25 protein-coding genes are annotated in these 23,009 nt (G+C 69.1%); 8 read left to right on the top strand and 17 right to left on the bottom strand.

Annotated features, from left to right (window positions below; all coding sequences use genetic code 11):
- Positions 1-115: 115 nt before the first annotated feature.
- Entirely contained in the window at positions 116-2,107 is a 1,992-nt protein-coding gene (locus ABSF49_RS09290; RefSeq protein WP_424112366.1) for a KUP/HAK/KT family potassium transporter, read from the bottom strand.
- Between the two features lie 346 nt (positions 2,108-2,453).
- On the opposite strand from ABSF49_RS09290, the gene rnr reads away from it, so the two are divergent.
- From rnr to ABSF49_RS09275, 3 genes are read left to right on the top strand one after another with little or no spacing between them, the layout of a single operon-like run.
- Positions 2,454-4,754, top strand: a complete 2,301-nt coding sequence (rnr, locus tag ABSF49_RS09285; RefSeq protein ID WP_424112365.1) for a ribonuclease R — start codon at positions 2,454-2,456, stop codon at positions 4,752-4,754.
- Positions 4,751-5,161 (top strand): DUF983 domain-containing protein, encoded by a 411-nt coding sequence (locus tag ABSF49_RS09280; RefSeq protein ID WP_424112364.1) that lies wholly within the window; start codon positions 4,751-4,753, stop codon positions 5,159-5,161. Before rnr ends, ABSF49_RS09280 begins: the two co-directional genes overlap by 4 nt.
- On the top strand, positions 5,158-5,853 hold the full coding sequence (locus ABSF49_RS09275) for an NUDIX hydrolase (RefSeq protein WP_424112363.1): 696 nt from the start codon (positions 5,158-5,160) through the stop codon (positions 5,851-5,853). Before ABSF49_RS09280 ends, ABSF49_RS09275 begins: the two co-directional genes overlap by 4 nt.
- 2 nt (positions 5,854-5,855) lie before the next feature.
- On the opposite strand, the gene ABSF49_RS09270 is transcribed toward ABSF49_RS09275, so the two are convergent.
- The 7 genes from ABSF49_RS09270 to ABSF49_RS09240 form a co-directional block, all read right to left on the bottom strand.
- Positions 5,856-6,284, bottom strand: a complete 429-nt coding sequence (locus ABSF49_RS09270; protein WP_424112362.1) for a hypothetical protein — start codon at positions 6,282-6,284, stop codon at positions 5,856-5,858.
- Between the two features lie 127 nt (positions 6,285-6,411).
- Complete coding sequence (locus ABSF49_RS09265; RefSeq protein WP_424112361.1) at positions 6,412-6,792, bottom strand: hypothetical protein; 381 nt, start codon at positions 6,790-6,792, stop codon at positions 6,412-6,414.
- Between the two features lie 115 nt (positions 6,793-6,907).
- Positions 6,908-7,372, bottom strand: a complete 465-nt coding sequence (nusB, locus tag ABSF49_RS09260) for a transcription antitermination factor NusB (RefSeq protein ID WP_424112360.1) — start codon at positions 7,370-7,372, stop codon at positions 6,908-6,910.
- Positions 7,369-7,857, bottom strand: coding sequence for a 6,7-dimethyl-8-ribityllumazine synthase (gene ribH, locus ABSF49_RS09255; protein ID WP_424112359.1), 489 nt, complete (start codon positions 7,855-7,857; stop codon positions 7,369-7,371). Before ribH ends, nusB begins: the two co-directional genes overlap by 4 nt.
- A gap of 253 nt (positions 7,858-8,110) precedes the next feature.
- Entirely contained in the window at positions 8,111-9,586 is a 1,476-nt protein-coding gene (otsA, locus tag ABSF49_RS09250; protein ID WP_424112358.1) for an alpha,alpha-trehalose-phosphate synthase (UDP-forming), read from the bottom strand.
- Positions 9,587-10,048: 462 nt separating this feature from the next.
- Complete coding sequence (locus tag ABSF49_RS09245) at positions 10,049-10,279, bottom strand: hypothetical protein (RefSeq protein ID WP_424112357.1); 231 nt, start codon at positions 10,277-10,279, stop codon at positions 10,049-10,051.
- Between the two features lie 320 nt (positions 10,280-10,599).
- Positions 10,600-11,256 carry a LysE family translocator gene (locus tag ABSF49_RS09240; RefSeq protein ID WP_424112356.1) on the bottom strand — a complete coding sequence of 219 codons (657 nt, stop codon included), beginning with the start codon at positions 11,254-11,256 and terminating at the stop codon, positions 10,600-10,602.
- Between the two features lie 107 nt (positions 11,257-11,363).
- On the opposite strand from ABSF49_RS09240, the gene ABSF49_RS09235 reads away from it, so the two are divergent.
- On the top strand, positions 11,364-11,597 hold the full coding sequence (locus ABSF49_RS09235; RefSeq protein WP_424112355.1) for an FmdB family zinc ribbon protein: 234 nt from the start codon (positions 11,364-11,366) through the stop codon (positions 11,595-11,597).
- 5 nt (positions 11,598-11,602) lie between these two features.
- Here ABSF49_RS09235 and coaD read toward each other — a convergent pair whose 3' ends face one another.
- The gene (coaD, locus tag ABSF49_RS09230; RefSeq protein WP_424112354.1) at positions 11,603-12,106 is read right to left on the bottom strand and encodes a pantetheine-phosphate adenylyltransferase; all 504 of its coding nucleotides are present in this window, start codon (positions 12,104-12,106) and stop codon (positions 11,603-11,605) included.
- Between the two features lie 218 nt (positions 12,107-12,324).
- On the opposite strand from coaD, the gene ABSF49_RS09225 reads away from it, so the two are divergent.
- Complete coding sequence (locus ABSF49_RS09225) at positions 12,325-12,741, top strand: hypothetical protein (RefSeq protein WP_424112353.1); 417 nt, start codon at positions 12,325-12,327, stop codon at positions 12,739-12,741.
- Positions 12,742-12,766: 25 nt separating this feature from the next.
- On the opposite strand, the gene gyrA is transcribed toward ABSF49_RS09225, so the two are convergent.
- Positions 12,767-15,511, bottom strand: a complete 2,745-nt coding sequence (gene gyrA / locus ABSF49_RS09220; protein ID WP_424112352.1) for a DNA gyrase subunit A — start codon at positions 15,509-15,511, stop codon at positions 12,767-12,769.
- A gap of 200 nt (positions 15,512-15,711) precedes the next feature.
- On the opposite strand from gyrA, the gene ABSF49_RS09215 reads away from it, so the two are divergent.
- Positions 15,712-16,350, top strand: a complete 639-nt coding sequence (locus ABSF49_RS09215) for a MarC family protein (protein ID WP_424112351.1) — start codon at positions 15,712-15,714, stop codon at positions 16,348-16,350.
- A gap of 132 nt (positions 16,351-16,482) precedes the next feature.
- Here the strand turns inward: ABSF49_RS09215 and ABSF49_RS09210 are convergent, their stop codons facing one another.
- From ABSF49_RS09210 to ABSF49_RS09190, 5 genes are all read right to left on the bottom strand, one after another.
- Positions 16,483-16,905, bottom strand: coding sequence for a chorismate mutase (locus tag ABSF49_RS09210; RefSeq protein WP_424112350.1), 423 nt, complete (start codon positions 16,903-16,905; stop codon positions 16,483-16,485).
- A gap of 89 nt (positions 16,906-16,994) precedes the next feature.
- Positions 16,995-17,630 carry an NUDIX hydrolase gene (locus ABSF49_RS09205; RefSeq protein ID WP_424112349.1) on the bottom strand — a complete coding sequence of 212 codons (636 nt, stop codon included), beginning with the start codon at positions 17,628-17,630 and terminating at the stop codon, positions 16,995-16,997.
- Positions 17,631-17,823: 193 nt separating this feature from the next.
- Complete coding sequence (locus tag ABSF49_RS09200) at positions 17,824-18,399, bottom strand: PadR family transcriptional regulator (RefSeq protein WP_424112348.1); 576 nt, start codon at positions 18,397-18,399, stop codon at positions 17,824-17,826.
- Between the two features lie 99 nt (positions 18,400-18,498).
- Complete coding sequence (locus ABSF49_RS09195) at positions 18,499-18,987, bottom strand: DUF2852 domain-containing protein (protein ID WP_424112347.1); 489 nt, start codon at positions 18,985-18,987, stop codon at positions 18,499-18,501.
- Positions 18,988-19,096: 109 nt separating this feature from the next.
- The gene (locus tag ABSF49_RS09190) at positions 19,097-19,534 is read right to left on the bottom strand and encodes an Lrp/AsnC family transcriptional regulator (protein WP_424112346.1); all 438 of its coding nucleotides are present in this window, start codon (positions 19,532-19,534) and stop codon (positions 19,097-19,099) included.
- A gap of 129 nt (positions 19,535-19,663) precedes the next feature.
- On the opposite strand from ABSF49_RS09190, the gene rocF reads away from it, so the two are divergent.
- Positions 19,664-20,599: an arginase gene (rocF, locus tag ABSF49_RS09185; protein WP_424112345.1), complete on the top strand. Its 936-nt coding sequence runs from the start codon at positions 19,664-19,666 to the stop codon at positions 20,597-20,599.
- On the top strand, positions 20,596-21,660 hold the full coding sequence (ocd, locus tag ABSF49_RS09180) for an ornithine cyclodeaminase (RefSeq protein WP_424112344.1): 1,065 nt from the start codon (positions 20,596-20,598) through the stop codon (positions 21,658-21,660). Before rocF ends, ocd begins: the two co-directional genes overlap by 4 nt.
- Before the next feature lie 62 nt (positions 21,661-21,722).
- On the opposite strand, the gene nikR is transcribed toward ocd, so the two are convergent.
- Together nikR and ABSF49_RS09170 are read right to left on the bottom strand one after the other, a co-directional pair.
- Positions 21,723-22,208, bottom strand: coding sequence for a nickel-responsive transcriptional regulator NikR (nikR, locus tag ABSF49_RS09175; RefSeq protein WP_424112343.1), 486 nt, complete (start codon positions 22,206-22,208; stop codon positions 21,723-21,725).
- Between the two features lie 106 nt (positions 22,209-22,314).
- Positions 22,315-23,009: energy-coupling factor ABC transporter ATP-binding protein (locus tag ABSF49_RS09170; protein ID WP_424112342.1), on the bottom strand; the 695-nt coding region annotated here is incomplete at its 5' end.

Raw genomic sequence — 23,009 nt, 5'->3', positions numbered from 1 at the left:
AGCTGATCGAGCGGCGCCGGCTGGCGCCGCTGCGCCTTTTCACCTTGCTGGTGATCGGCAAGCGCGCTCAGGGCTGAGGGCGTCGCGACGCGGGTGGCGCTTCCCGCCTGCGGCTCTACCGCACCCGCACCGGGATGATTTCGGCCGAGAGCCGCACTTCGTCGCCGAGGCCGTAGCCGTAATAGGACGGACGCGACACCAGCCGCAGCAAGACGAACAGGCGGAAGCGCAAGCGCCGCAACAGGCCCATCCGCCCGTCGGGCAGCAGGTTCTCGTGGGCGACGTGGACGATCCACTGGCTCTTCTGCGCCGACAGGTCGATCTCCTTGTGGCGCGCCATGTCAACGAGATAGCGCTCGACATTCGGCTCCTCCATGAAGCCGAAGCTGAGCTCGACGCCGATGACGCCGCCGCGTCGTTCGTCGCGGTCGAAGACGGTGACCTGGCAGCGGTTTTCGCGGATGAACGGGACCTTGGGGTGGGCGACTTCGACGAAGATCATGTTGCGCGGCAGCGCGCCGCCGTGCTCCCACAACAGCGTCACCAGCGCGGGCGCGCGATCTTCGGGGCGGCGCAGCGGGTAGGGCGACATCAACAGCGCGTTGCGTTCGAGCAGAAAGGGCGCGCCGCGGTGGAGGCCGATCACTTGCGCGATCGTCATCGTCGACTTCGCCGCATAGGCGGCGAAAGTCGCCTTGCGGCCCCAGCGCCATGTCGCCATGACGAGAAAGATCGCGCCGCCGACGGTCAGCGGCACGAAGCCGCCTTCGAGGAACTTGAGCGAACTGGCGACGAGGAAAGCGGCGTTGATTGCGGTGAACGGCCCCCACACCAGGGCCGCGCGCGCCGCGCTCCATCGCCAGCAGTTGCAGGCGACGGCGAACATCGCCAACGAGGTGACCAGCATGACGCCGGCGACCGCGAGGCCGTAAGCCGCCGCAAGCGCCGAAGACGAGCCGAAAGCGACGACCAGCGCGACGCAGCCCAGATACAGCGCCCAATTGACGAACGGGATGTAGATCTGGCCGGAATGGGCGCGATCGGTGTGTTGGACGGCGATGCGCGGCATCAGGCCGATGCCGATCGCCTGCGAGAACAGCGAGAAGGCGCCGGAGATCAGCGCCTGCGAGGCGACGACGGTGGCGACGGTGGCGAGCAGGGTCAGCGGATAGATCGCCGCCGCCGGCGCCATGCTGTAGAACAGGGCGCCGTTGACCACCGGGTCGCCGCCGAGGAGATAGGCGCCCTGCCCGAGATAATTGGCGATGAGGGCGGGAAAGACGATCGCGAACCACGAGACCCGGATCGGCCGCGCGCCGAGATGACCGAGGTCGGCGTACATCGCTTCGCCTCCGGTCACCACCAGCATCAGCGCGCCGAGGATCAGCAGCGCCTCGCGGAATCCCGCCCGGCCGAGGAACGCCAAGCCGAGCCACGGGTCGAACGCCCACAGGATCTGCGGCTGGCGGACGATCTGCGCCAGGCCGAGGATCGCGATGACGACGAACCAGACGACGAGGACCGGCCCGAAGACGATTCCGATGCGCGAAGCGCCCTTGAACTGGATGGCGAACAGCCCGGTCAGCAGCCCGACGGTGATCGGTATGACGTAGGGGGCGAAAGCGGGCGTGGCGACCTTGAGCCCCTCGACCGCCGACAGCACGCTGATCGCCGGCGTGATCATGCCGTCGCCGAACAGCAGGCCGGCTCCCAGCATCAGCCCCCATAGCAGCACGAACGCGCTGCGCTGCTTATGCTTGAACGGATGAAGGAGGCTGTAGAGCGCGAAGACGCCGCCTTCGCCTTCGTTCTGCGCGCTGATGACCAGCAGCGCGTACTTGACGGCGACGATCAGCGTGATCGACCAGATCGCCAACGAGATCGCGCCGAGCACGTTGCTCGCCGTCGGCGCGACCTGGGCGGGACCGGAAAAGATCTGGTCGACGGCGTAGAGCGGCGAGGTGCCGATGTCGCCATAGACGACGCCGAGCGCGCCGATCGACAGCGCGGCGAGCCCGCCGCGCGGCTGATGCGCGGCGCGTTCTTCGCCCAGCGTCGCCGCGCCCGCGGCGGCGGCGTAGCTGGCGGGCGCCTGAACCTCGGTCATGGTCTCGCCCCTCTGGCCGGCGTCGGCTCTTGCCGCCCCGCGCGCGATCGGCGCACGCGCCCGGACAATCGAGCGCGCCCGGCCTGGATAGACCGGCGGCCTTAACGCAGCGATGACGCGGCTCGCGGCGAAGCGCCGCGGCGGCGCAAGAGCCGAGCGGCGCTCGAGACTTTCATTCCGGGATCATTCTGGCGACGCGGAGATTTCAACCAGCGCCTAACCCCGCCTGGCGCGCTTCTCGCCTTGTGAGGACGGCGACTCCCCCCTAAATTGACGTGAGCCTTGCGGCCGCGAAGGCGCGAAGCTCTTCGACTCCTCCCTTCAAGAAATCACATTGTCACAAAGCATGAAACCCCGGCGCGTCGCCCGCGCCAAAACCGCCAACCCTTTGCGCGCAAATCCTAAGCGCGCCGCCGCCCCGACCGGGGCCCTGCCCTCACGCGACGAACTGCTCGCCTTCCTCTCCGGCCAGCCGGCGCCGAACGGCGCGAAGCCCGCGACGCGCGTCACCAAGCGCGACGTCGCGCGCGCCTTTAACGTGAAGGGCGAGGACAAGAGCGCGCTGAAGGCGCTGCTGAAGAGCCTCGAAACCGAAGGCGCGATCGTGCGCGGCCGCAAGGTCCTCGCGCGCCAAGGCGCGCTGCCGGCGATGGTCGTCGCCGAGATCGTCGAGCGCGACCGTGACGGCGAGCTGATCGCCCGCCCGGTCGAGTGGGACGGCCCCGGCGAGGCGCCGCGCATTCTGGTCCGACGGCCGCGGCTGCGGCGCGAATCCGCGCCTGCCCCCGGCATCGGCGCGCGCGCGCTGATGCGGGTCGAGCTCGACCCCGACGCCGGCCCGCGCGATCCCGCCTACGGCGGACGCGTGGTCAAGCTGCTTGAGCGCGCGCGCGGGCGCGTGCTCGGCGTCTATCGCGAGCTCGACAACGGCGCCGGCCGCGCGCTGCCGGTCGAGAAGCGCGGCGCGGCGCGCGAGCTGTTCATCCCCCAGGGGCTCAGCGACGGCGCGCAGGAGGGCGAGCTCGTCGCGCTCGAGCTGCTGCGCGAGGGGCGCTTCGGCCAGCCTTCGGCGCGCGTCGTCGAGCGGCTCGGCTCGGTCGCCTCCGAACGCGCGGTGAGCCTGATCGCGCTCGCCGCCCACGCCATCCCGCATGTCTTCCCGCAAGCCGCGCTCACTGAGGCCGAAGCGGCGCGGCCGGCGACGATGGCCGATCGCGAAGACTGGCGCGCCCTGCCGCTGGTGACGATCGACCCGCCCGACGCCAAGGACCACGACGACGCGGTTCACGCCGCGCCCGATTCCGACCCCGCCAATCCGGGCGGCTTCGTGCTCACCGTCGCCATCGCCGACGTCGCCTATTACGTCCGCGCCGGCTCGACGCTCGACCGCGAGGCGGAAACGCGCGGCAATTCGGTCTATTTTCCCGACCGCGTCGTGCCGATGCTGCCCGAGCGCATCTCCAACGACCTGTGCTCGCTCAAGGCCGGCGAAGATCGCCCCGCGCTCGCCGTGCGGATGATCCTCGGCGCCAACGGCCGCAAGCGCCGCCACACGTTCCATCGCGTGATGATGCGCTCGGCGGCCAAGCTCTCCTACGAGCAGGCGCAGGCGGCGATCGACGGACACGCCGACGAGACGACCGAGCCGCTGCTGAAAGTCGCGCTCGAGCCGCTTTACGCCGCCCATCGCGCGATCAAGCTCGAACGCGCGGAGCGCGATCCGCTCGACCTCGACCTGCCCGAGCGCAAGCTCATCCTCGATTCCGACGGCAAGCTCGTCGGCGTGCGCTGGCCAGAGCGGCTGGAGGCGCATCGGCTGATCGAAGAATTCATGATCCTCGCCAACGTCGCCGCCGCCGAAACGCTGGAGGCGGCGCAGTCGCCGCTGATCTACCGCGCCCACGACGCGCCGAGCCCGGAGAAGGTCGGCGAGCTGAGCAATTTCCTCGCCACCCTCGGCGTCAAGCTCGCCAAGGGCGAGCGCATGCGGCCCGCCCATTTCAACCGCGTCCTATCGAAGATGAAGGGCGAGCCGGCCGAGGCTCTGGTCAACGAGGTCGTGCTGCGCGCCCAGTCGCAGGCGGAATACACGAATGAGAACTACGGCCACTTTGGCCTCAACCTGCGCCGCTACGCCCACTTCACCTCGCCGATCCGCCGCTACGCCGACCTGATCGTCCATCGCGCGTTGATCCGCGCGCTGCGGCTCGGCGCGGGCGGGCTCGAAGAGACCAGCGCCAAGGCGCTCGCCGCCGTCGCCGAGCGCATCTCGGCGGCCGAGCGGCGGGCGATGGCGGCCGAGCGCGAGACGATGGACCGGCTGATCGCGGCGCACATGGTCGATCAGGTCGGCGCGCGTTTTGTCGCCCGCATCACCGGCGTGACCCGCGTCGGCCTGTTCGTCCGCCTGCGCGACACCGGCGCCGACGGCTTCATCCCCGCCGCCAGCCTCGGCGCCGACTATTACCGCTTCGAGGAAGCGAGCCGCTCTTTGGTCGGCTCGCGCAGCGGCGAGACCTTCCGCCTCGGCGACACGGTCGAGGTGCGCCTGCTCGAAGCCGCGCCCTTCGCCGGCGCGCTGCGCTTCGAAATGCTGTCGGAGGGCGGCAAACGCGGCGCCCGCGCCAAGAAGGAGCGCCGCCGATGAGCGAGACCAGTTCGACCGCGGCGCCGCCGCAGCGGCCGCTTGGCCTGGCGGTGCGGCGCGGCCTCGCCGGCCGCTGCCCGCGTTGCGGCGAAGGGCGGCTGTTTCGCGCCTATCTCAAGGTCAACGACGCCTGCCCCGCCTGCGGCGAGGATTTCACCCCGCAGCGCGCCGACGACGCGCCGGCCTATATAACGATCCTGATCGTCGGCCATTTCGTCGTCGCCGGCGTCGTCGCCGCCGAGGACCTTTGGCCGGACTCGCCGGTGCTGGTCGACGCGTTCGTCTGGGCCGCGGTCGCCGCCGCGCTCAGCATGGCGCTGCTGCCGAGGGTCAAGGGCGCGCTGATCGGCTACCAGTGGGCGGTGCGCATGCACGGCTTCGGCGACCCCGAACGCGAGCAGGCATGAGCCCGCCGGCGGCGTTGCGGCCGCGCGACGCGGCGACGCTGATCCTCGTCGATCGCTCGGTCGGCGCCGCCCGCGTCCTGCTCGGCAAGCGCCATCCCGGCCACGCCTTCATGCCTGACAAATACGTCTTTCCCGGCGGCGCGCTCGATCCCGCCGACCGCCGCATGGGCGTCGCCGCGCCGCTCGACCCGTTGGTCGAAGCCAAGCTGATGGCCGAGACGCGCCGCCCTTCGCCGGCCCTGGCGCGCGCGCTGGCGCTGGCGGCGATCCGTGAAACCTTCGAGGAGACCGGCCTCGCGGTCGGCGTCGTCGATGGCGGCGCGCCGCAGCGCCCGCCCGCAGGCGCATGGACGCGCTTCGCCGCGACCGGCGTCGCGCCAGCGCTCGACCGTCTCGACCTCGTCGCGCGCGCGATCACGCCGCCCGGCCGACCGCGTCGCTACGATGCGCGCTTTTTCGTCGCCGACGCCTCGTCGATCGCGTTTCGCGCCGAGGGCGTCGTCCATGCCGAGGCCGAACTCACCGAGCTGATCTGGACGCCGCTCGACGAGGCGCTGCGCCTCGACTTGCCGCAGATCACCCGCGCGGTGCTCGGCGACCTCGTCGCGGCGACGCAAGCGGGCATGGACCGCGCGCGACCACGCCCGTTCTATCGCGAACGGCGCGGCCGCGGCTGGCGCGGCGAATTGTGAACTCAGGCGGCGGCGCGCTTGCCCTTGGGCGCGAGCCTGCCGGCGAGCGCCGTCAACGCGTCGCGATAGGCCTGGGCGCTGCGCGGGCTGCGGCCAAAGCGCGCCATGGCGATTTCGTAGAGTTCGGCAAGGACGCAGGCGTCGGCTTCGAGCGCGCAGCCGACGTCGAGCTCCACAGCGGCGAAGGCGTCGACAAGGTCGCGACGAAGTTCGTCGAATCGCTCCATATCGCCGGCGATCAACGCCCGCCATTGGCGCGCGTGACGATGCGCGAACGACGCAGCTTGCCGCTCTTCGAGCCGGAACCCATAGCATTCGCGCAGACAGTCGAAGACGACGGGTTCAGACCATTCGAGCAGGCCGGCCAGCGCTTCGTCAGCGTCGGAATTCGACAACGCCTTCTTCCTCTTGAACGAGGGAACTTCGCTCACGCCCCGAACGCGCAAGGGACGCGCCGCGTCTCGACGACGGCGGCATCCTAGGCACGGCCCAAACAGCGCGCAACGCGCCGGAAGGAGCGTATTGGGCGCCTGATGACGCGAAGCTGACGCGCCGCGGTCACGCGGCGTCGCCCCGAGCGACCAGCCGTTCGGCGAGTTCGAACAGCGCCAGGCGGTAGCTCGACGCCTGGCGCTGCGAGCGCTGAAAGCGCATGACGACGATGTCGAGCAGTTCGGCCATCGTCTGAGCGTCGCCTCGCCCCAGGCACGCGACTTCGAGGCCGCTGCGCATCGCCGCCGCGACCAGCTCGGTTCGCAGACCTTCGTAATTCGCTTCGTCTCCGGCGATCAGGGCCCGCCAAACGCGACAGTGAAGCTGCGCCAGCCGAAGCGCGTCGTCGCCGGCGCCGAGCCGCCTTTGGTAGGCGTCGCGCAGACGATCGTAGATCACCGGCTCGGCCCATTCGAGCAGACCGCGGCGACCGTCGGCAGAGTCCAAGCTTCGCAAAGTGTCCCCACGTCGGCGAGGGCAGACGCGACCCGACTCAACTCTGGGTTGAAATTAGGCTGGGCTCACCCGCGGCGCAATGCCGCAAGCCCGCGCCGCCGCTGCGTCAAGCGCGAGCGGCGAACTCTTCGGGCCGCGCTTCGCGCGCCAGCGCGTCGAGCACGGCGTTGATCATGCCGCTCTCTTCCGGGCCATAGAATGCGTTGGCGAGGTCGACGTATTCGGCGATCACCACCCGCCCCGGCACGTCCGGGCGCCCTTTCAGCTCGTAATAGGCGGCGCGCAGAATGGCGCGCATCAGCGCTTCGACGCGCTTCAGTGGCCATCCCTTGACCAGCGCGTCGTCGAGCCGGCGGTCGATCGCCAGCTGATCCTTCTGCACGCCGGAGACGACGTCGCGGAAGAAAGCGACCTCAGCCGGATTGTACTGATCGCCCTCGACCTCGCGGCCGATCCAATGCGCCTCGAACTCGGCCAGGATGTCGGCGAGGCCCTTGTCGGCGACCTCCATCTCGTAGAGCGCCTGCGCGGCGGCGAGCCGGGCGGCGGCGCGGCGGTCGGCCTTGCTCATCGTGGCGCGCCGCCGCGCTTGAGCGCGGCGAGGGCCAGCGCCGCGCGCGCCGCGTCGCCGCCCTTGTCGCCGCTCTTTGGATCGGCCCGCTCCTCGGCCTGTTCGAGCGTTTCGACGGTGACGATCCCGTTGCCGAGCGCCAGCCGGCGCGAGACCGCCATGTCCATCAGCGCGCGCGCCGACTCGCCGGCGACGATCTCGAAGTGATAGGTTTCGCCGCGAATGACGCAGCCGAGCGCGATCGCGCCGTCGTAGGGACGCCCGTCGGCGCTCGCGAGTTCGAGCGCGATCGCCAGACCAGGCGGAATCTCCAACGAGCCGGTGACCCGTACGATGTCGTAGGTCGCGCCGGCCGCCTCGAACGCCGCCTTCGCCCCCTCGAGCAGCAGCGCCGCGACGGACTCGTAGTACCGCGCCTCGACGATGAGAAAACGCGTCCCCGGCAAGCGGGGCGCGGCGACATGGGCGCGCTGCGGTTCGGCCATCGGATCCTGCTCGAAATTGGCGGCCCTGCCATAGAGGGGACCGGCGCGCGAGGCAAGGCGGAGCGAGGCGGCGGGTCCGTTTGCACTGCCGTTTTGCGCCCAAATTAGCCGTTCAGCCGATGGTCGCTGCGCCTCTGACGCGGACGTCGAGGCGAAAGGCCCGCGAGGCCGCTGTGAGCGCAGCGTGCGCGTATGTAGCCTTGTCGGCGACTTTGATGAGCCGAGCGAGTCCGAGTTCCGACGCAAACCTCGCTCAAGCTTGTTTACGCACGTCTGGGGTCGCCCGCGGATCGGTCGACGACTTCGAAGGCGTGAGGAACGCGCGCAGGTCGCTGAGCAAGCTGGGGCGCTGCCGCGTTTCGGCAAGCGCGGCAAGATAGTCTTCCGCCCAGCGTTCGATGTTATGGACCAAGAGATGCTCCAGCATCGGGCCGTGGCGTTCGCGTCGCTCGAACAGCGGCATTCCCAATGCGCGCTTCAGCGCCGCGGCCACGGCGTCGCTCTCGTGGGGATTGACGATCAGCGCCCCGGTGAGTTCCGCCGCGGCCCCGGCAAATTGCGAGAGCACGAGCACGCCGGGATTCTCCGGGTCCTGCGCCGCGACATATTCCTTGGCGACGATGTTCATGCCGTCGCGAAGCGGCGTAACCAGCGCCACATCGGCCGCGCGATAGATGCCCGCGAGCGTGGTGCGCGAATGGGAACGATTGACATAGCGTATCGGCGTCCAGGACGCCTCGCCATAGCGGCCGTTGACTTTGCTGATCAGCGTCGTCACTTCATCTTCGATCGCCGCGTAGTCCTTGATGTCCGACCGGCTCCTCGGCGTGATCTGCAACAGGGTGACGCGCGATCGCCACTCAGGATTGACTTCAAGAAAACGGTCGAACGCGTTGATGCGCTGAATGATGCCCTTCGAGTAATCGAGCCGGTCGACGCCGAGCACCAGACGCAGACCGGTGAGGCTCTCCCTCATTTCCTTGGCGAAGGGCGAACGCGCCGCATTGCGCGCGAGCCGCGCGTAAGTGGCGGTCTCGATGCTGACTGGGAAAGCCCCGATACGGGTCTGGCGTCCCTCCACTTCGAAAGTTAGGCCGCGTCCTTTTTTGGCGCCCGGCATCGTCAACAGATAGGCGGCGAAATTGTCGCGATCGTTTTCGGTCTGAAAGCCGATCAGGTCGTAATATGTGAGGGCGCCGAGAATCTCGTCGTGGTGCGGCAACGTGCGCAGAATGTCCAACGGCGCGCAGGGGATGTGCAGGAAGAAACCGATCGGATTGAGGCGCCCTCGAATGCGCAGTTCGCGCGCCAACGGCATCAGATGGTAGTCGTGCACCCAAACGACGTCGTCCTCCCTGAGGAAGGCGCTGAGCTTGTCCGCGAATTGGCGATTGACGCGCATGTAGCCTGAATGGTCGGCGCGCGAATATTCCTGCAAATCGACGCGATAGTGCAGGATGGGCCACAGGACTCGGTTCGCCAGCCCATTGTAATATTCCTCAAAATCGTTCTTCGACAGATCGATGACGGCGTAGGTGATGCGATTGCGCTCGACGGTGCGCGGCTCCGCCGTCTCGGTTTCGTCGATCTTGCCGCTCCAGCCGAACCACACGCCGGTGCGGTTTCTCAGCGCCGCTTTCACTGCGACCACGAGCCCTCCCGCCATCTGTTTGTTTCCCGGCTCGGGCACGGCGACTCGGTTCGAGACGATGATTAGACGCGGGCTCATGCTTCCTCCCGACTCGACGACAGACGGGTCGCTGAGTTGATGATCGTCGCCATCGCCGTCTCGGCTCGGGGCGTGCTCAAAAGCCGCCTCCTGACCATCGATCGTCCGATAAAGCGCGCTCGATCCCCAATGGGCGCCGACTCGCATTGTCGCGATGGACAACGCGCCCAGTGCGACCAGACTGCCGCCGATCAAGTCGTACCCCAGCATGCCTCCGCCTCTTCCGATCTTGGTGCGGGGCGCAGAATACCGGCTCCCCGCCACGGCGATAGGTTCGGATTTCACCTATGGGACTGAGCGGCCGCACGGCGCCATTCGGCATGAGGTCCGAACCCCGATCGGCGCGCCAAGCAACTGGCGACAGCGGGTTGAGCGGGGTCATAAGGCCGAGCCGCTTCACCGTTGCGCGATCGACGGCGACGGCGCGCCCGGTTGCGGGCGCGTGCGGCGGTCGTGATCCGATCAGCGAGCGAAACCTTGTGGCGCTCTTGCCGATCGATCCCGATGGGCTCTGATCTCACCCGGCGGCAAAATCAGATTGCCTCCGCCATCGACAATCCAAACGAAAGCAGATCCGCTGCTGAGCGCGAACGCAGCCGCGTTGAGCGCCTCGTCCAACGTCGCGTGGGAACCCGCCCTCGCCACCATGCGGCCCACACTCGTCGCCGCATGCACGAAATAGATCGTCGACATTTCGGCTCTCCATCGTCGAGCAGCTGGCAAGGACCGCAATGCCCCCGGCAGTCTCGCGTCGCGGCCAATTCTCGGCGAGAATCGGAATCTACTCACAAGGTCCCGTTGCGCAGGTCGCCTGCCTCAGCCTTCGGCGCCTCCTCCTCGACGAAAGCCAGGGGGCATGGTCGCGGCGCTGCGGACCAAGAGGGGGCGCGAACGGCAAGCGGGGCGCGGCGACACGGGCGCGCTGCGGTTCGGCCGTCAGATCCTGCTCGAAATTGGCGGCGCCGCGATCGAGGGGACGGGCGCCGGAGGCAAGGCGGGGCCGCCCGTCGCCGCTAACCGCCGAGGAGCCGCATCGCCGAACGCGCGGCGAAGGCGGCCATCAACGCGGCGGTGGCGAGGTCGACGCCGAAGGTCCACCAGCGCGCCGAATCCCCGGAAGCGGCGCGCCGGCCGACGAGCGTGACCGAACTCGCCCAGATGATCCCCCAGGTCAGCGCGCCGGCGAGCACCGCCGCCGCCATCGTCAGCAGCTCGGCGAGGCGGTAGCCCGCCATTTCCGGCCGCCCGATCGCCGCGAGCCAGAAGGCGACGTTCCACGGGCTGGTCAGCGCCATGCCGGCGCCGAGCAGGAAGCCGGCGCGGCGCGAGTCGAAGCGCGGCGGTTCGGCGACGGCGGCGCGCGGCGCTTTCAGCGCGCGCCAGGCGCCGCGCAGGAAGACGAGGCTCAGCGCGGCGAGCAGCGCGACGCTGACGAATCCCATGATCGAGCGCGCCAGCGGCGCGACGAACAACACGCCGATTCCAAGCGACGCCAGCACCGCCCACAAAGCGTCGCCGGAGCAGGCGCCGAGCAGCAGCGAGAACCCCGCCCAGAAGCCGCCGGCCAGGCACCGGCGCGCGCTCTCGGCGTTGATCGGCCCCGGCGGCCAGGCGACCGACCAGCCAAGCAGGAAACCGGCGGCGAGTAGAGGCGGAAGCGACGCGTCCATCGCCGAGGGCGGACCACACGCGGCGGCTGTGGTCAAGCCCCGGCGCTTGCGTTTTGCGCCGAATTGGTCGAGAGGCGAAGCGTCCAGTCCGACCAAGCGGAACGAAGATGCCGATTTTCGCTTATCGTTGCCGCGCCTGCGGCGAGGAATTCCAGACGCTGGTGATGTCCGGCGAGACACCGGTCTGCAAGGCCTGCGAGAGCGAGGACCTCGAGCGGCAATTGTCGCTGATCGCCGCGCCGGCCAAGAGCGGCGACAGCGCGCCGGCGCTCGCCGCCTGCGGCGCGCCGATGGAGGCCTGCTGCGGCGGCGGCGCCTGCCAGGCTTTCGCCGACGCCTGAGCCGCTTACTTTAGCGACTGGAACTTCGCCTTCAACGCCGCCACGACGTTGGGCGGCGCGAAGGCGGCGACGTCGCCGCCCATCTCGGCGATCTGGCGCACCAGGGTCGCCGTGATCGGCCTCACCGGCGAAGAGGCTGGCAGAAAAACGGTGCGGATTTCCGGCGCCATCGCTCCATTCATCCCCGCCATCTGCATCTCGAAATCGAAGTCGGTCGAGTCGCGTAAGCCCCGCACGATGATCGTTGCGCCCGCCGCGCGCGCCGCCGCGATCGCCAGGCCGGAGAAGGCGACGACGTCGAGCGCGCAGCTCGTGCCGGCGAGCGCCGGGCGGGCGGCGTCGAGGATCAGCGACAGCCGCTCCTCGGCTGAGAACAGCGCCGCCTTATTGGGGTTGGTGCCGACGCCGACCGTCAGCCGGTCGCAAAAGGCCGCGGCGCCGACGATGACGTCGAGGTGGCCGTTGGTGATCGGATCGAACGAACCGGAATAGAAAGCGGAGCGCGCCATGGGGCAAGCGTTAGCCCGCCGCCCCGGCCGCGGCAAGAGCGCGGGCGCCCTCCTCCCGCCTCGGCGCGCCGGCCCGGCGCCGACGCACGCGAGCGCCAATTTTCCGCAACCCGCGCAAAGGTTGGTTCATTACGATCGGCGAGCGTCGGCGACGCCGCTCCGCGACGGGCGTATCTTTCATCGCAGCGACATCCTCGACGACCGATGGGGAGAAAATCATGAAACTCCGGACTGCCGTCTTTCTGAGCTTGGGCCTCGCCGTCGGGGCGGCCGCGCCGGCATGGGCGGACGAGGCGGCCCAACCGGCCGACGCGAGCGCCAAACCGATCGTCGTCAACGCCAATTTTCAGGCGCGCATCGTCATCGATCCGTCGGCGCCGACGAGCGAAATCACCAAGGCCCTCGCCCAGGCCAACCAGGCGCTCGGCGAACTCGCCAACCGCGAATGCGACGCGTTGGCGGCCGCGTTCAAGAGCGAGTGCCGGGTCGGCCAGCTCAATATGGGCGCGAACGTCAACGATCGCCGCGCCGGGATGATGATGAACAACGACTTCGGCGCCGCGCAGCGCTTCGTCAACGCGAACCTCAACGCGACGTTCGAACTCACGCCGGCCTCCGCCAAGACGTCGCCCTGACCGCCTCCCGATCCGGTAAGGCCGCTCAGTCGCCCGCCTCGCTCGGCTCTTCGTCTTCGCCGTCGGGCTCGGTGATGCGCTCGACCGAGACGACGCGCTCCTGCTCGGCGGTGTCGAAGACGATCACGCCCTGGGTGGCGCGGCCGGCGACGCGGATGCCGTCGACCGGCACGCGGATGAGCTGGCCGCCGTCGGTCACCAGCATGATCTCGTCGCCATCCTCGACCGGGAACGAGGCGACCAGGCTGCCGTTGCGTTGGTTGACCGCCATCGCGACGATGCCCTTGCCGCCGCGTCCGGTCGACCGGTACTCGAACGACGAGGTGCGCTTGCCGTAGCCGTTTTCGGAGACGGTGAGGATCGTCTGCTCGGCCGCCGACATCTGCGCGTAGCGCTCGGGCGACAGCGCGGCGTCGCCGTTGGTCTCGGCTTCGCCCTCGCCGTCGGCCTCGCCGCCGTTCGGCTCCTCGCCGGTCTCGCCCGCCATGGCGCGGCGCATCTTCAGATAGGCGACGCGCTCTTCGCTCGCCGCGTCGAACGGCCTGAGAATCGCCAGCGAGATCACGCTGTCGCCGTCGGCGAGACTGACGCCCCGCACGCCCATCGAGTCGCGACCCTTGAACACGCGCACGTCGTCGACGGCGAAGCGGATGCACTGGCCCTTCGCCGTCGTCAACAGCACGTCGTGCTTGTCCGAGCAGATCTGCACGTCGACGATGTTCTCGCCCTCGTCGAGCTTCATCGCGATCTTGCCGGCGCGATTGACCTGGGCGAAGTCCGAAAGCTTGTTGCGCCGGACCGTGCCGCGCGTGGTGGCGAACATCACGTCGAGCGATTCCCAGCTCGCCTCGTCCTCGGGCAGCGGCATGATGGTGGTGATGCGCTCGCCCGGCTCGATCGGCAGCAGATTGACCAGCGCCTTGCCGCGCGACTGCGGCGCCGACAGCGGCAGCCGCCACACCTTTTCCTTGTAGACTTGGCCCTTCGAGGAGAAATAGAGCACCGGCTGGTGGGTCGAGGCGACGAACAGGCGGGCGACGAAATCCTCCTCGCGCGTCGACATGCCGGCGCGGCCCTTGCCGCCGCGCCGTTGCGCGCGATAGGTCGACAGCGGCACGCGCTTGATGTAGCCGCCGTGGCTCACCAGCACGACCATGTCCTCGCGCTGGATGAGGTCCTCGTCCTCCATGTCGGCTTCGCTGTCGAGGATCTCGGTGCGGCGTGGATCGGCGAAGGCGGCGCGGATCGCCGTCAGCTCGTCGCGGATGATGCCCATCAGCCGCACGCGCGAGCCGAGGATGTCGAGATAGTCGGCGATCTCGACGGCAAGCTTGTTCAGCGCATCGGCGATCTCGTCGCGGCCGAGCGCGGTGAGGCGCGCCAGGCGCAATTCGAGAATCGCGCGCGCCTGGGCCTCGGAGAGACGCATCGTCCCGTCTTCGGCCAAAGCGTGGCGAGGATCGGCGATCAGCGCGATCAGCGGCGCCATGTCGCGGGCCGGCCAGGCGCGCGTCATCAACGCCTCGCGCGCCGCCGCCTGATCGGGCGAAGTGCGGATGAGGCGGATGACTTCGTCGATGTTGGCGACCGCGATCGCCAGGCCGACCTGGATGTGCGCGCCGTCGCGCGCCTTGGTCAGCAGATGCTTGGTGCGCCGCGTCACCACCTCATCGCGGAAGTCGAGGAAGGCGACCAACATGTCCTTCAGCGTCAGCATCTCCGGCCGACCGCCGTTCAGCGCGATCATGTTGGCGCCGAAGCTCGCCTGCAGCGCGGTGAAGCGCCACAACTGGTTGAGCACCACGTCGGCGACCGCGTCGCGCTTGATCTCGATGACGATGCGCATGCCGTCGCGATCGGATTCGTCGCGCAGATCGGCGATGCCCTCGACGCGCTTCTCGCGCACCAGGTCGGCGATGCGCTCGATCAGCGCCGCCTTGTTGACCTGATAGGGGATCTCGGTGACGATCAGCGCATCGCGGTCTTTGCGCAGTTCCTCGACCGCGACTTTCGCCCGCATGATGATCGATCCGCGCCCGGTGGCGTAGGCGGAGCGGATGCCGGCGCGACCGAGAATGGCGCCGCCGGTGGGGAAATCCGGGCCGGGAATGAGCTCCATCAGTTCTTCGAGGCCGATGTCGGGCTTGTCCATCAGGGCGAGCAGGCCGTCGATCGTCTCGCCGAGATTGTGCGGCGGGATGTTGGTCGCCATGCCGACGGCGATGCCGCCGGCGCCGTTGACCAGCAGATTGGGGAAGCCCGCCGGCAGAACGACCGGCTCGTCCTCCTTCTCGTCGTAGTTGGGACGGAAATCGACGGTGTCCTTGTCGAGATCGTCGAGCAGCGCCATCGCCGCCTTGGCCAGCCGCGCTTCGGTGTAGCGCTGCGCGGCGGGCGGGTCGCCGTCGACCGAGCCGAAATTGCCCTGGCCGTCGACCAGCAGCGCGCGCATCGAGAAATCCTGCGCCATGCGCACCATCGCTTCGTAGACCGCGAGGTCGCCGTGCGGATGGTATTTGCCGATCACGTCGCCGACGGTGCGCGCCGACTTGTTGTAGGGGCGGTCGGGGGTGAAGTTCTGCTCGCGCATCGAAAACAGGATGCGCCGGTGCACCGGCTTCAGCCCGTCGCGGACGTCCGGCAGCGCGCGGCTGACGATCACGCTCATTGCGTAATCGAGATAGCTGCGCTTCATTTCGTCGAGGATCGAGACGGGCTTGATGTCGGCTGGCCGGCCGGGGGCTGGCCGCTGTTCGTTGGGGTCGCTCAATGCGGGGAATCCTGACGCGAATCTTGTCGCCCGCTTGTAGCTGATTCCGCCGCCCGCCGCCACCTTCGCGGGGCCCTCCGACGGGGGAAAATTCCTATTTAAGGTCAGATTGTTACGGTCCCGCCGGGACGCCGCGAGGCGGGCGGGCTTGACGGGCGCTGCGCGTTGCCGTCTCTCGCGCCTTCCGGGAGGGATTGACGATGGCGCTCGACTTTCTCAAGACGGCGCTCGTCACGCTGCTGGTGACGCTCGACCCGCCCGGCCTGGCGCCGCTGTTCATCGGCCTGACGCTCGGCATGACGAGGGCCGCCAAACGCGAAGTCGCGCTGCGCGCCAGCGTCATCGCCTTCGTCATTCTCGCCGCCTTCGCGCTCGGCGGCCGGTTCGTGCTCGGGGCGCTCGGCGTGACGATCCCCGCCTTCCGCATCGCCGGCGGGCTGCTGCTGTTCTACATCGCCTTCGACATGGTGTTCGCGCTCAAGGCGGAGCGTCGCGCCGAGATCGTCACCGACGCGATGGCGATCGACCACATCCGCAACGTCGCCGCGTTTCCGCTGGCGATCCCGCTGATGGCCGGGCCGGGGTCGATCACCGCGACGATGCTGCTCGCCGACCGCGCGAACGGCGACTGGCTGACGCTCGCCGGGCTGCTGGCGATCATCGCGGCGGCGATGGCGGTGGGCTATCTCGCCTTTCTCGCCGCGGAGCGGCTCTCCGGCCTGCTCGGCACGACCGGCAACATCGTCGCGACGCGCATGCTCGGCGTGGTGCTGGCGGCGCTGGCGGTGCAGTTCGCCATCGACGGCGCCGCCCAGGCCTGGCGCTCGGGCCTGAGCTGATGTAACGGCGCGTTAACGTCGGCCTAACTCGGCGGCGCTAGCTATGTCCTTGCGCCGACGGAGCGCCGAGATCAAAGGCCCCGCCGACCGCCTCAGAGCGCCGGCGCGCCGCCGGCTGACCGCCCTACTCCCTCACTTCGCCGGCGTCGCCGCGCCGGCGTTGCGGCGCGTCCATTCCTCGCGTTCGTAATCCTCGAACGCGGCGATCATCGCGCGATAGCTGCGTTCGGCGACGCCTTCGGCGAGCCCGTCCTCGCGCGCCAGCGCCTTGACCTTGGCGATGATCGCTTCGACCCGCGCCGGCGCGCTGACCGCCGCCGGATCGGCCTTGAAGCGCCCGGCCTCGGCGACGTATTGGCCGCGCTCGGCCATCAGCGCGACGATCGCCTTATCGATGCGATCGATGTTGGCGCGCACGTCGGCGAGGCTGGCGCAGCATTTGCCGCCGTCGACCGAGGGCGAACCCCAATAGCTTGGATGGTCGGCCGCTTCGTCGGCGAGCGCCGGCGCGACGAGAGCGAGCGCCAAGGTGGCGGCCAGCAGGCGAACATTCATCGGCGGGCGCCCTCTTTTCGACTAGGGACTGCGGCGGCGCACGATCGCATCGCCGCCGCGCCGCGTCCATCGTCGGCGGCGCTTGGCCGTCAATCGAACTCGGTCGGCAGGGCGGGATCACGCCGGTGGGCGAACATGCGGGCGAGCTGCCGCGGCAGCACCCGCGCCAGCGACAGATCCTGCGGCAGGTCGGCTTCGGCGAACCAGCCGACCGCCGAAGTTTCGAGGCTGGTCGTCGCCGCGCCGCCGGTCGGCTCGCAGACGAAGAAGACCTTGGCGCAGGAGAACAATCCGGCGGGGTGGCGCTGGCGGGTGCGGTCCCACAATGCGGCGAGCTTCAGCAAGCGCACCGTGTAGCCGCTCTCCTCCAGCGCTTCCTTGACCGCGTTTTCGGCCGCGCTGCGGTTCACGTCGGCCCAGCCGCCCGGCAGGGTCCAGCGCCCGCCATCGGAGGTCTCGCGCACCATCAGCAGCCGCTCGGCCCGATCGAACACGGCGGCGCGGACGTCGATCTTCGGCGTCGCGTAGCCGCTCTCGCCGGCGAACAGCGCCGCGATGCGCTCGACCGGCGCGTCGGTTCGCGCCGCGAACATCTTGGCGGCGAGCGCGCGCAAAGCCTCGTAGCGCTCGCGATCGTAAGGATCGCGCGAGAAGGTCAGGCCGGTCTGGGCGATCGCCTGCAGCTCGCGCGCCCAGGTCAGCCAATCGGGTTCGTCGTTCGCCATGGCGCGGGCTTTAGACGCCGCGGGGTCGGCGCGGTCAAGGCGACGCCCGGCGCGACATTGGCGCGCCTATCGCTCGTCGCCGGCGATCGTTACCGTCGCGGCCCTTTTGCCGCCCAAGGAGCCGTCCATGACCCTCGCGATCTGGCGCCTCCTCGTCATCGCGTTGATCCAAAGACAATCTATGCCGCCGCGCTCAGATCTCTTCGATCTCGCGCCGCGCCCGCTCGAGCGTTTCGCGCAGCTTGGCCGCCTGAGGCGCGGTGAGCGCGCTCTTGCGCAGCTTCTCGTACAGCGCCGCGCGCAAGTCCTGGATCGCTTCGCCGATCGCCGATTCGCCGATCGGGCCCGACGCTTCGGCGAGCTGGGCGTTGATCGCCGCCAGTTCGGCGCGCTGCTCGGCGAGATAGGCGCGCCCCTCGTCGCTGACCGCGAACAGGCGTTGGCGCCCGTGCATCTCCGAGGTGACCAGGCCAGCCTCGGCCAGCGTCTGCAGGATCGGATAGATCGAGCCGGGGCTCGGCCGATAGGCGCCCTGGAAGCGGTCGTGCAGGTCGCGGATGATGTCGTAGCCGTGCCGCGGCGCCTCGGCGATCAGGCCGAGCACCAGCAGCCGCAAAGCGCCGGAATCGAACATGCGCGGCCCGCGCCAGCGCGCGAACGGCCCGCCGCGATGGCGGCCGAACAGGCCGCGCCAATGCGCGGCGTGGCCGAAGTCGGCGCTGTCGCCGCCGGCCTCGCCCGGGCCGAAGGGAGGATGTCTTTTCGTCATTCCGTCAGCGGCGAATCGCCGGTCTTCGGCGCGTCGCCGGCACGATAGCGCGCCGCGCCGCGCGGGAGAAAGCGCGGCGCGGCGGAAATGGGCGTGCGTTCAAACCGCGTCGGGCGCCTTGGGTTCGTCGCGCTTGGCGGCTTCCGCCGTTTTGCGGTCGGCCATGAAGCGGTCGAACGCCTCGTGGTCGCGCGACTCGCGCTGCCGGCGCTCGAAATCGGAATAGGCCTCGGCCTCTTCCTGGATCGCGCGCAGCGTCTCGCGCCGACGCTCGTCGAGAACCGTATTTCCAGTCGAGCGGCGCGGCCAGTCGCAACGCGAACGCGCGCGCTCGGCGAAGTCGCGCCAATGATCGGCATGGCCGCCGCAGCGACCGGGGCCGCCATTGTGCTGCCAGGCGCGCCAGGCCCAGAAGCCGAGCGCGGCGAAGCCGAGCGGCGGCGCGACCCAGAAAGCGCCCGCCACGGCGAGCAGCTTGATCGGCAGCGGCGGCCCAAACCCGTCGCGGCGATGGCGCCAGGGACCGGCGCGGTCGCCGTCGGGGGCGAAATCGCCGGCGCGGTCGAAGGAAGGCGAAGCGGAAGACATCGGAACCTCGTCAGAAGTCGACATATCTATTGAGCGATATATCGTACGGGCAATATGTCGGAAACGATATATCGTTGTCAAGGGCCCGCAGCGGATTTTTCGGCTGGGCTTACAGCCGCGCCCTGGCGCTGCGCGGCGTGGCCAGCAGCAGCATCGTCTCCGACGCGGCGACGCCCGGCGCCTGCCGCAGCCGGCGCAGCACGTCGTCGAGATCGGCGAGGCTCTGGGCCGAAAGCTCGACCACCAGATCCCAGCGGCCGTTGGTGGTGTGGACCGCGCCGACCTCGGGAAAGCCGACGAGGGCGTCGATGACCCGATCGAGCATGCGGCCTTCCACCTCGATCATGGTCAGGCCGCGCACCGGCGGCGACACCGCGTCGGCGCGCAGCACCACGGTGTAGCCGATGACCGCGCCGCCCGCCTCGAGCTTGGCGAGCCGGGCCCGCACCGTGCCGCGGCTGACGCCCAATTCGAGCGCCAGATCGGAAATGCTCCGGCGGCCATCATGGCGCAGGATCGAGATCAGGCGTTGGTCGACGGCGTCCATGGCTCTACCGAAATGGCATCTGTCTAGACCAATTCGATAAGCCTCTTCGACTGTTTTGCCAATATGGCTCGTTCGTTCCGCCACACTTTGCGGCTATCCTCACCGCCGGTTGACGCGAGGAGGCGACGCATGACCCGGCCTAGGACCTGCATTCTCGTCCCGGCCCCCGTCGAAGCCGGCGCCGGCCGGCGCGGCGCCGACATGGGCGCGCGCGCCTTCCGCGCCGCCGGCCTCGCCGAGGCGCTGCGCGACCTCGGCTGCGAGGTGGTCGAACGGCCGCCGGTCGCCGTCGGCGCGGTCGAACCCAGAAGCCATCCCAATCGCGCCATTGGCGATCTCGGCGAGATCGCCGCCTGGACCGCGGCCATCGAGCAGGCCGCCTACGAAGCGGCGGCGCAGGGCTTTCCGATCTTCCTCGGCGGCGACCACAGCCTGTCGGCCGGCTCGATCGCCGGGGTCTCGCGGCGCGCCCGCCAACGGGGCGAGGAGCTGTTCGTGCTGTGGCTCGACGCCCATCCCGACTTCCACACCCTCGACAGTTCGACCAGCGGCAATCTCCACGGCGTGCCGATGGCCTACGTCACCGGCCGCGAGAGTTTTGCCGGCTGGTATCCGCCGCTGGTCGCGCCGGTGAAGCCGGAGAACGTCTGCATGGTCGGCCTGCGCAGCGTCGATCCGGCCGAGCGCGAGGCGCTCGCCCGCAGCGCCATCACCGTCCACGACATGCGCGCCATCGACGAGCACGGCGTCGGCGCGCTGGTCGGCGTCTTTCTCGACCAGGTCGCGTCGCGCCGCGGAATCCTCCACGTCAGCTTCGACATCGACTTCCTCGATCCGGAGATCGCGCCGGGGGTCGGCACCACCGTGCCGGGCGGCGCCACCTTCCGCGAGGCCCATCTCGTCATGGAGATGCTGCACGACGCCGGTCTCGTCCGCAGCCTCGACGTCGTCGAGCTCAACCCGTTCCTCGACGAGCGCGGCCGCACCGCCATTCTGCTCGTCGATCTCGTCGCCAGCCTGATGGGCCGGCGCATCCTCGATCGGCCGACCCGGAGGTGGTCATGACGCGCCGCGCGTTGAACCTCGTGCCGTTCGTCAGCGTCGCCAACATGATGCGGCTGGTCAACGCGATCGGCGTCGAGCGGTTCTTGACCGATCTCGCCGGCTTCGTCGAGGAGGATTTTCGCCGCTGGCCCGCCTTCGACAAGATCTCGCGCATGGCGTCCCATTCGGCCGACGGCGTGATCGAGCTGATGCCGACCAGCGACGGCGTCACCTACGGCTTCAAATACGTCAACGGCCATCCCAAGAACCGGCGCGAGGGACGCCAGACCGTCGCCGCTTTCGGCCTGCTGGCCGATGTCGGCACCGGCTATCCCGAGCTTCTCAGCGAGATGACCATTCTGACGGCGCTGAGAACCGCAGCGACCTCAGCCGTCGCGGCGAAGCATCTCGCCCGGCCCGGGTCCCGCTCGATGGCGATCGTCGGCGCCGGCGCCCAATCGGAGTTCCAGGCGCTCGGCTTCAAGGCGCTCATCGGAATCGATCGCCTGCGCCTTTACGACATCGACCGCTGGGCGAGCGAGAAGTGCGCCGCCAATCTCGCCTGCTACGGCTTCGACCTGACGATCTGCGCCAGCGCCGAGGACGCCGTCGAGGGCGTCGACATCGTCACCACCGTGACCGCCGACAAGCACAACGCGACGGTGCTGACCGACAATCTGGTCGGCGCCGGCCAGCACATCAACGCCGTCGGCGGCGATTGCCCCGGCAAGACCGAGCTCCATCGCGACATCCTGCTGCGCTCGGCGATTTTCGTCGAATACAAGCCGCAGACGCGGATCGAAGGCGAGATTCAGCAGCTCGCCGCCGATCATCCCGTCACCGAGCTGTGGCGGGTGATCGCCGGCGAGGACCCCGGTAGGCGCTCGCGCGATCAGGTCACCCTGTTCGACTCGGTCGGCTTCGCCATCGAGGACTTCTCCGCCCTGCGTTACGTCCATTCGAAACTGGCGGGCGGCGACTTCCACGAGGATCTCGACCTGCTCGCCGACCCCGACGAGCCGCGCGATCTCCTCGGCATGGTCCACCGCGCCCAGCGCAACGAACTCGCGGCGGCGTCCTGACTGCGCTCTCCTGCGGAATTCCTCAGTCTGATGGCCACTCCGGCGCGTCGGCGTGACGCGCCTCAGTCTTTCGGATGCGCGTGCAGATGCGCGTGGGAATGCGCGTGCGGCGCGCCGTCGTGCGCATGGGCGTGCGCCTCGTTCTCCATCTCGACCGGGACGAAACTCACCTGACCGTATTTGACGTTGCGCTCGGCGATCACCGCCTTGGAGAATTCCCGGACCGCTGCGGCGGCGCCGCGCAGCACCGCCACTTCGAGACAATTGTCGTGGTCGAGATGCACATGCATCGTCGCGACCTGGAGATCGTGATGGTCGTGATGGGCGTCGGTCAGCCGCTTCGCCAGTTCGCGCGTGTGGTGATTGAAGACGTAGGACAGCGTCGCGACGCATTGTCCCTTCGTGCTGTGGTCGATGCGCGCCTTCTCGAGACCGAGGCGCGCCAGGTCGCGCAGCGCCTCGGATCGATTGTCGTAGTGGTAATCGTCCATGAAGGCGGCAAGCTCCGCGGCGAACTCGTCGGACATGCTGATGGTGACCCGCTCCATGCCCTCGGTCCTTCCATTTCGGCGATGGTCGACGCTACGACGTTTCGACGGTCTGCTCAAACGTCGCCGCTAGGAGCAAGCTTCCGCGTCCCCCTCGCCTCGCCTGTCACTCCGAACCGCGCGACGCCTTGCCGGCGGCTGGCGCCGCCTCGCCGGTATGGCGATGATGATGGCGGTGATCGACCGAGTCGCCATGGCGATGATAATGGGCGTGGGCGATGTGCGCGCTTCTGCACAGCGCCGCGTCGTCGAGGATTTCGCTCGCCGCGCCCGACGCCGCCAGCCGCCCCGATTGCAGCACGAAACAACGATCGGCGATGTCCTCGACGATGTCGAGATCGTGGGTCGCCGCGATCACCGTGCGGCCCGAGCCCTGGCATTTGACCAGGTAGTCGATCAGCTCGCTGGCGCTCTGCGGGTCGAGCCCTGCCGTCGGCTCGTCCAGCAGCAGGACTTGCGGATCGAGAATCAGCACCGACGCCAGCGCCACCCGCTTCTTCTCGCCGCCGGACAGGCGATGCGGCGGACGATGCTTGAGATGGGCGATCGAGAATTCCGTCAGCGTGGCGTCGACGCGCGCGAGGATCTCGTCCTTCGACCAGCCGAGCTGCAACGGCCCGAACGCGAGCTCGTCGAACACCGTCGGACAGAAGAGCTGCACGTCGGGGTTCTGAAACACCAGGCCGACGCGGCGACGAAAGGCGAACGCGGCCGCGTCGTCTTGCAGCCGCTCTTGCGACAGCGCCTCGCCGAAGGCCGAGACCGTTCCGCGGTCGGCGAAATGAAGCCCGTCCAGCAATT

Source organism: Roseiarcus sp., assembly GCF_049514155.1.
Lineage (GTDB): Bacteria > Pseudomonadota > Alphaproteobacteria > Rhizobiales > Beijerinckiaceae > Roseiarcus.
The sequence above is the reverse complement of the archived record's forward strand: the minus strand, read 5'-3'. Positions and strand labels throughout refer to the sequence as shown.

Bases quoted from the DNA above. Each gene is read 5' to 3' on its own strand.
- ABSF49_RS09290 (WP_424112366.1), bottom strand. From the start codon at position 2,107: ATGACCGAGGTTCAGGCGCCCGCCAGCTACGCCGCCGCCGCGGGCGCG.
- rnr (WP_424112365.1), top strand. From the start codon at position 2,454: ATGAAACCCCGGCGCGTCGCCCGCGCCAAAACCGCCAACCCTTTGCGC.
- ABSF49_RS09280 (WP_424112364.1), top strand. From the start codon at position 4,751: ATGAGCGAGACCAGTTCGACCGCGGCGCCGCCGCAGCGGCCGCTTGGC.
- ABSF49_RS09275 (WP_424112363.1), top strand. From the start codon at position 5,158: ATGAGCCCGCCGGCGGCGTTGCGGCCGCGCGACGCGGCGACGCTGATC.
- nusB (WP_424112360.1), bottom strand. From the start codon at position 7,372: ATGAGCAAGGCCGACCGCCGCGCCGCCGCCCGGCTCGCCGCCGCGCAG.
- ribH (WP_424112359.1), bottom strand. From the start codon at position 7,857: ATGGCCGAACCGCAGCGCGCCCATGTCGCCGCGCCCCGCTTGCCGGGG.
- otsA (WP_424112358.1), bottom strand. From the start codon at position 9,586: ATGAGCCCGCGTCTAATCATCGTCTCGAACCGAGTCGCCGTGCCCGAG.
- ABSF49_RS09245 (WP_424112357.1), bottom strand. From the start codon at position 10,279: ATGTCGACGATCTATTTCGTGCATGCGGCGACGAGTGTGGGCCGCATG.
- ABSF49_RS09240 (WP_424112356.1), bottom strand. From the start codon at position 11,256: ATGGACGCGTCGCTTCCGCCTCTACTCGCCGCCGGTTTCCTGCTTGGC.
- ABSF49_RS09235 (WP_424112355.1), top strand. From the start codon at position 11,364: ATGCCGATTTTCGCTTATCGTTGCCGCGCCTGCGGCGAGGAATTCCAG.
- coaD (WP_424112354.1), bottom strand. From the start codon at position 12,106: ATGGCGCGCTCCGCTTTCTATTCCGGTTCGTTCGATCCGATCACCAAC.
- ABSF49_RS09225 (WP_424112353.1), top strand. From the start codon at position 12,325: ATGAAACTCCGGACTGCCGTCTTTCTGAGCTTGGGCCTCGCCGTCGGG.
- ABSF49_RS09215 (WP_424112351.1), top strand. From the start codon at position 15,712: ATGGCGCTCGACTTTCTCAAGACGGCGCTCGTCACGCTGCTGGTGACG.
- ABSF49_RS09210 (WP_424112350.1), bottom strand. From the start codon at position 16,905: ATGAATGTTCGCCTGCTGGCCGCCACCTTGGCGCTCGCTCTCGTCGCG.
- ABSF49_RS09205 (WP_424112349.1), bottom strand. From the start codon at position 17,630: ATGGCGAACGACGAACCCGATTGGCTGACCTGGGCGCGCGAGCTGCAG.
- ABSF49_RS09200 (WP_424112348.1), bottom strand. From the start codon at position 18,399: ATGACGAAAAGACATCCTCCCTTCGGCCCGGGCGAGGCCGGCGGCGAC.
- ABSF49_RS09195 (WP_424112347.1), bottom strand. From the start codon at position 18,987: ATGTCTTCCGCTTCGCCTTCCTTCGACCGCGCCGGCGATTTCGCCCCC.
- ABSF49_RS09190 (WP_424112346.1), bottom strand. From the start codon at position 19,534: ATGGACGCCGTCGACCAACGCCTGATCTCGATCCTGCGCCATGATGGC.
- rocF (WP_424112345.1), top strand. From the start codon at position 19,664: ATGACCCGGCCTAGGACCTGCATTCTCGTCCCGGCCCCCGTCGAAGCC.
- ocd (WP_424112344.1), top strand. From the start codon at position 20,596: ATGACGCGCCGCGCGTTGAACCTCGTGCCGTTCGTCAGCGTCGCCAAC.
- nikR (WP_424112343.1), bottom strand. From the start codon at position 22,208: ATGGAGCGGGTCACCATCAGCATGTCCGACGAGTTCGCCGCGGAGCTT.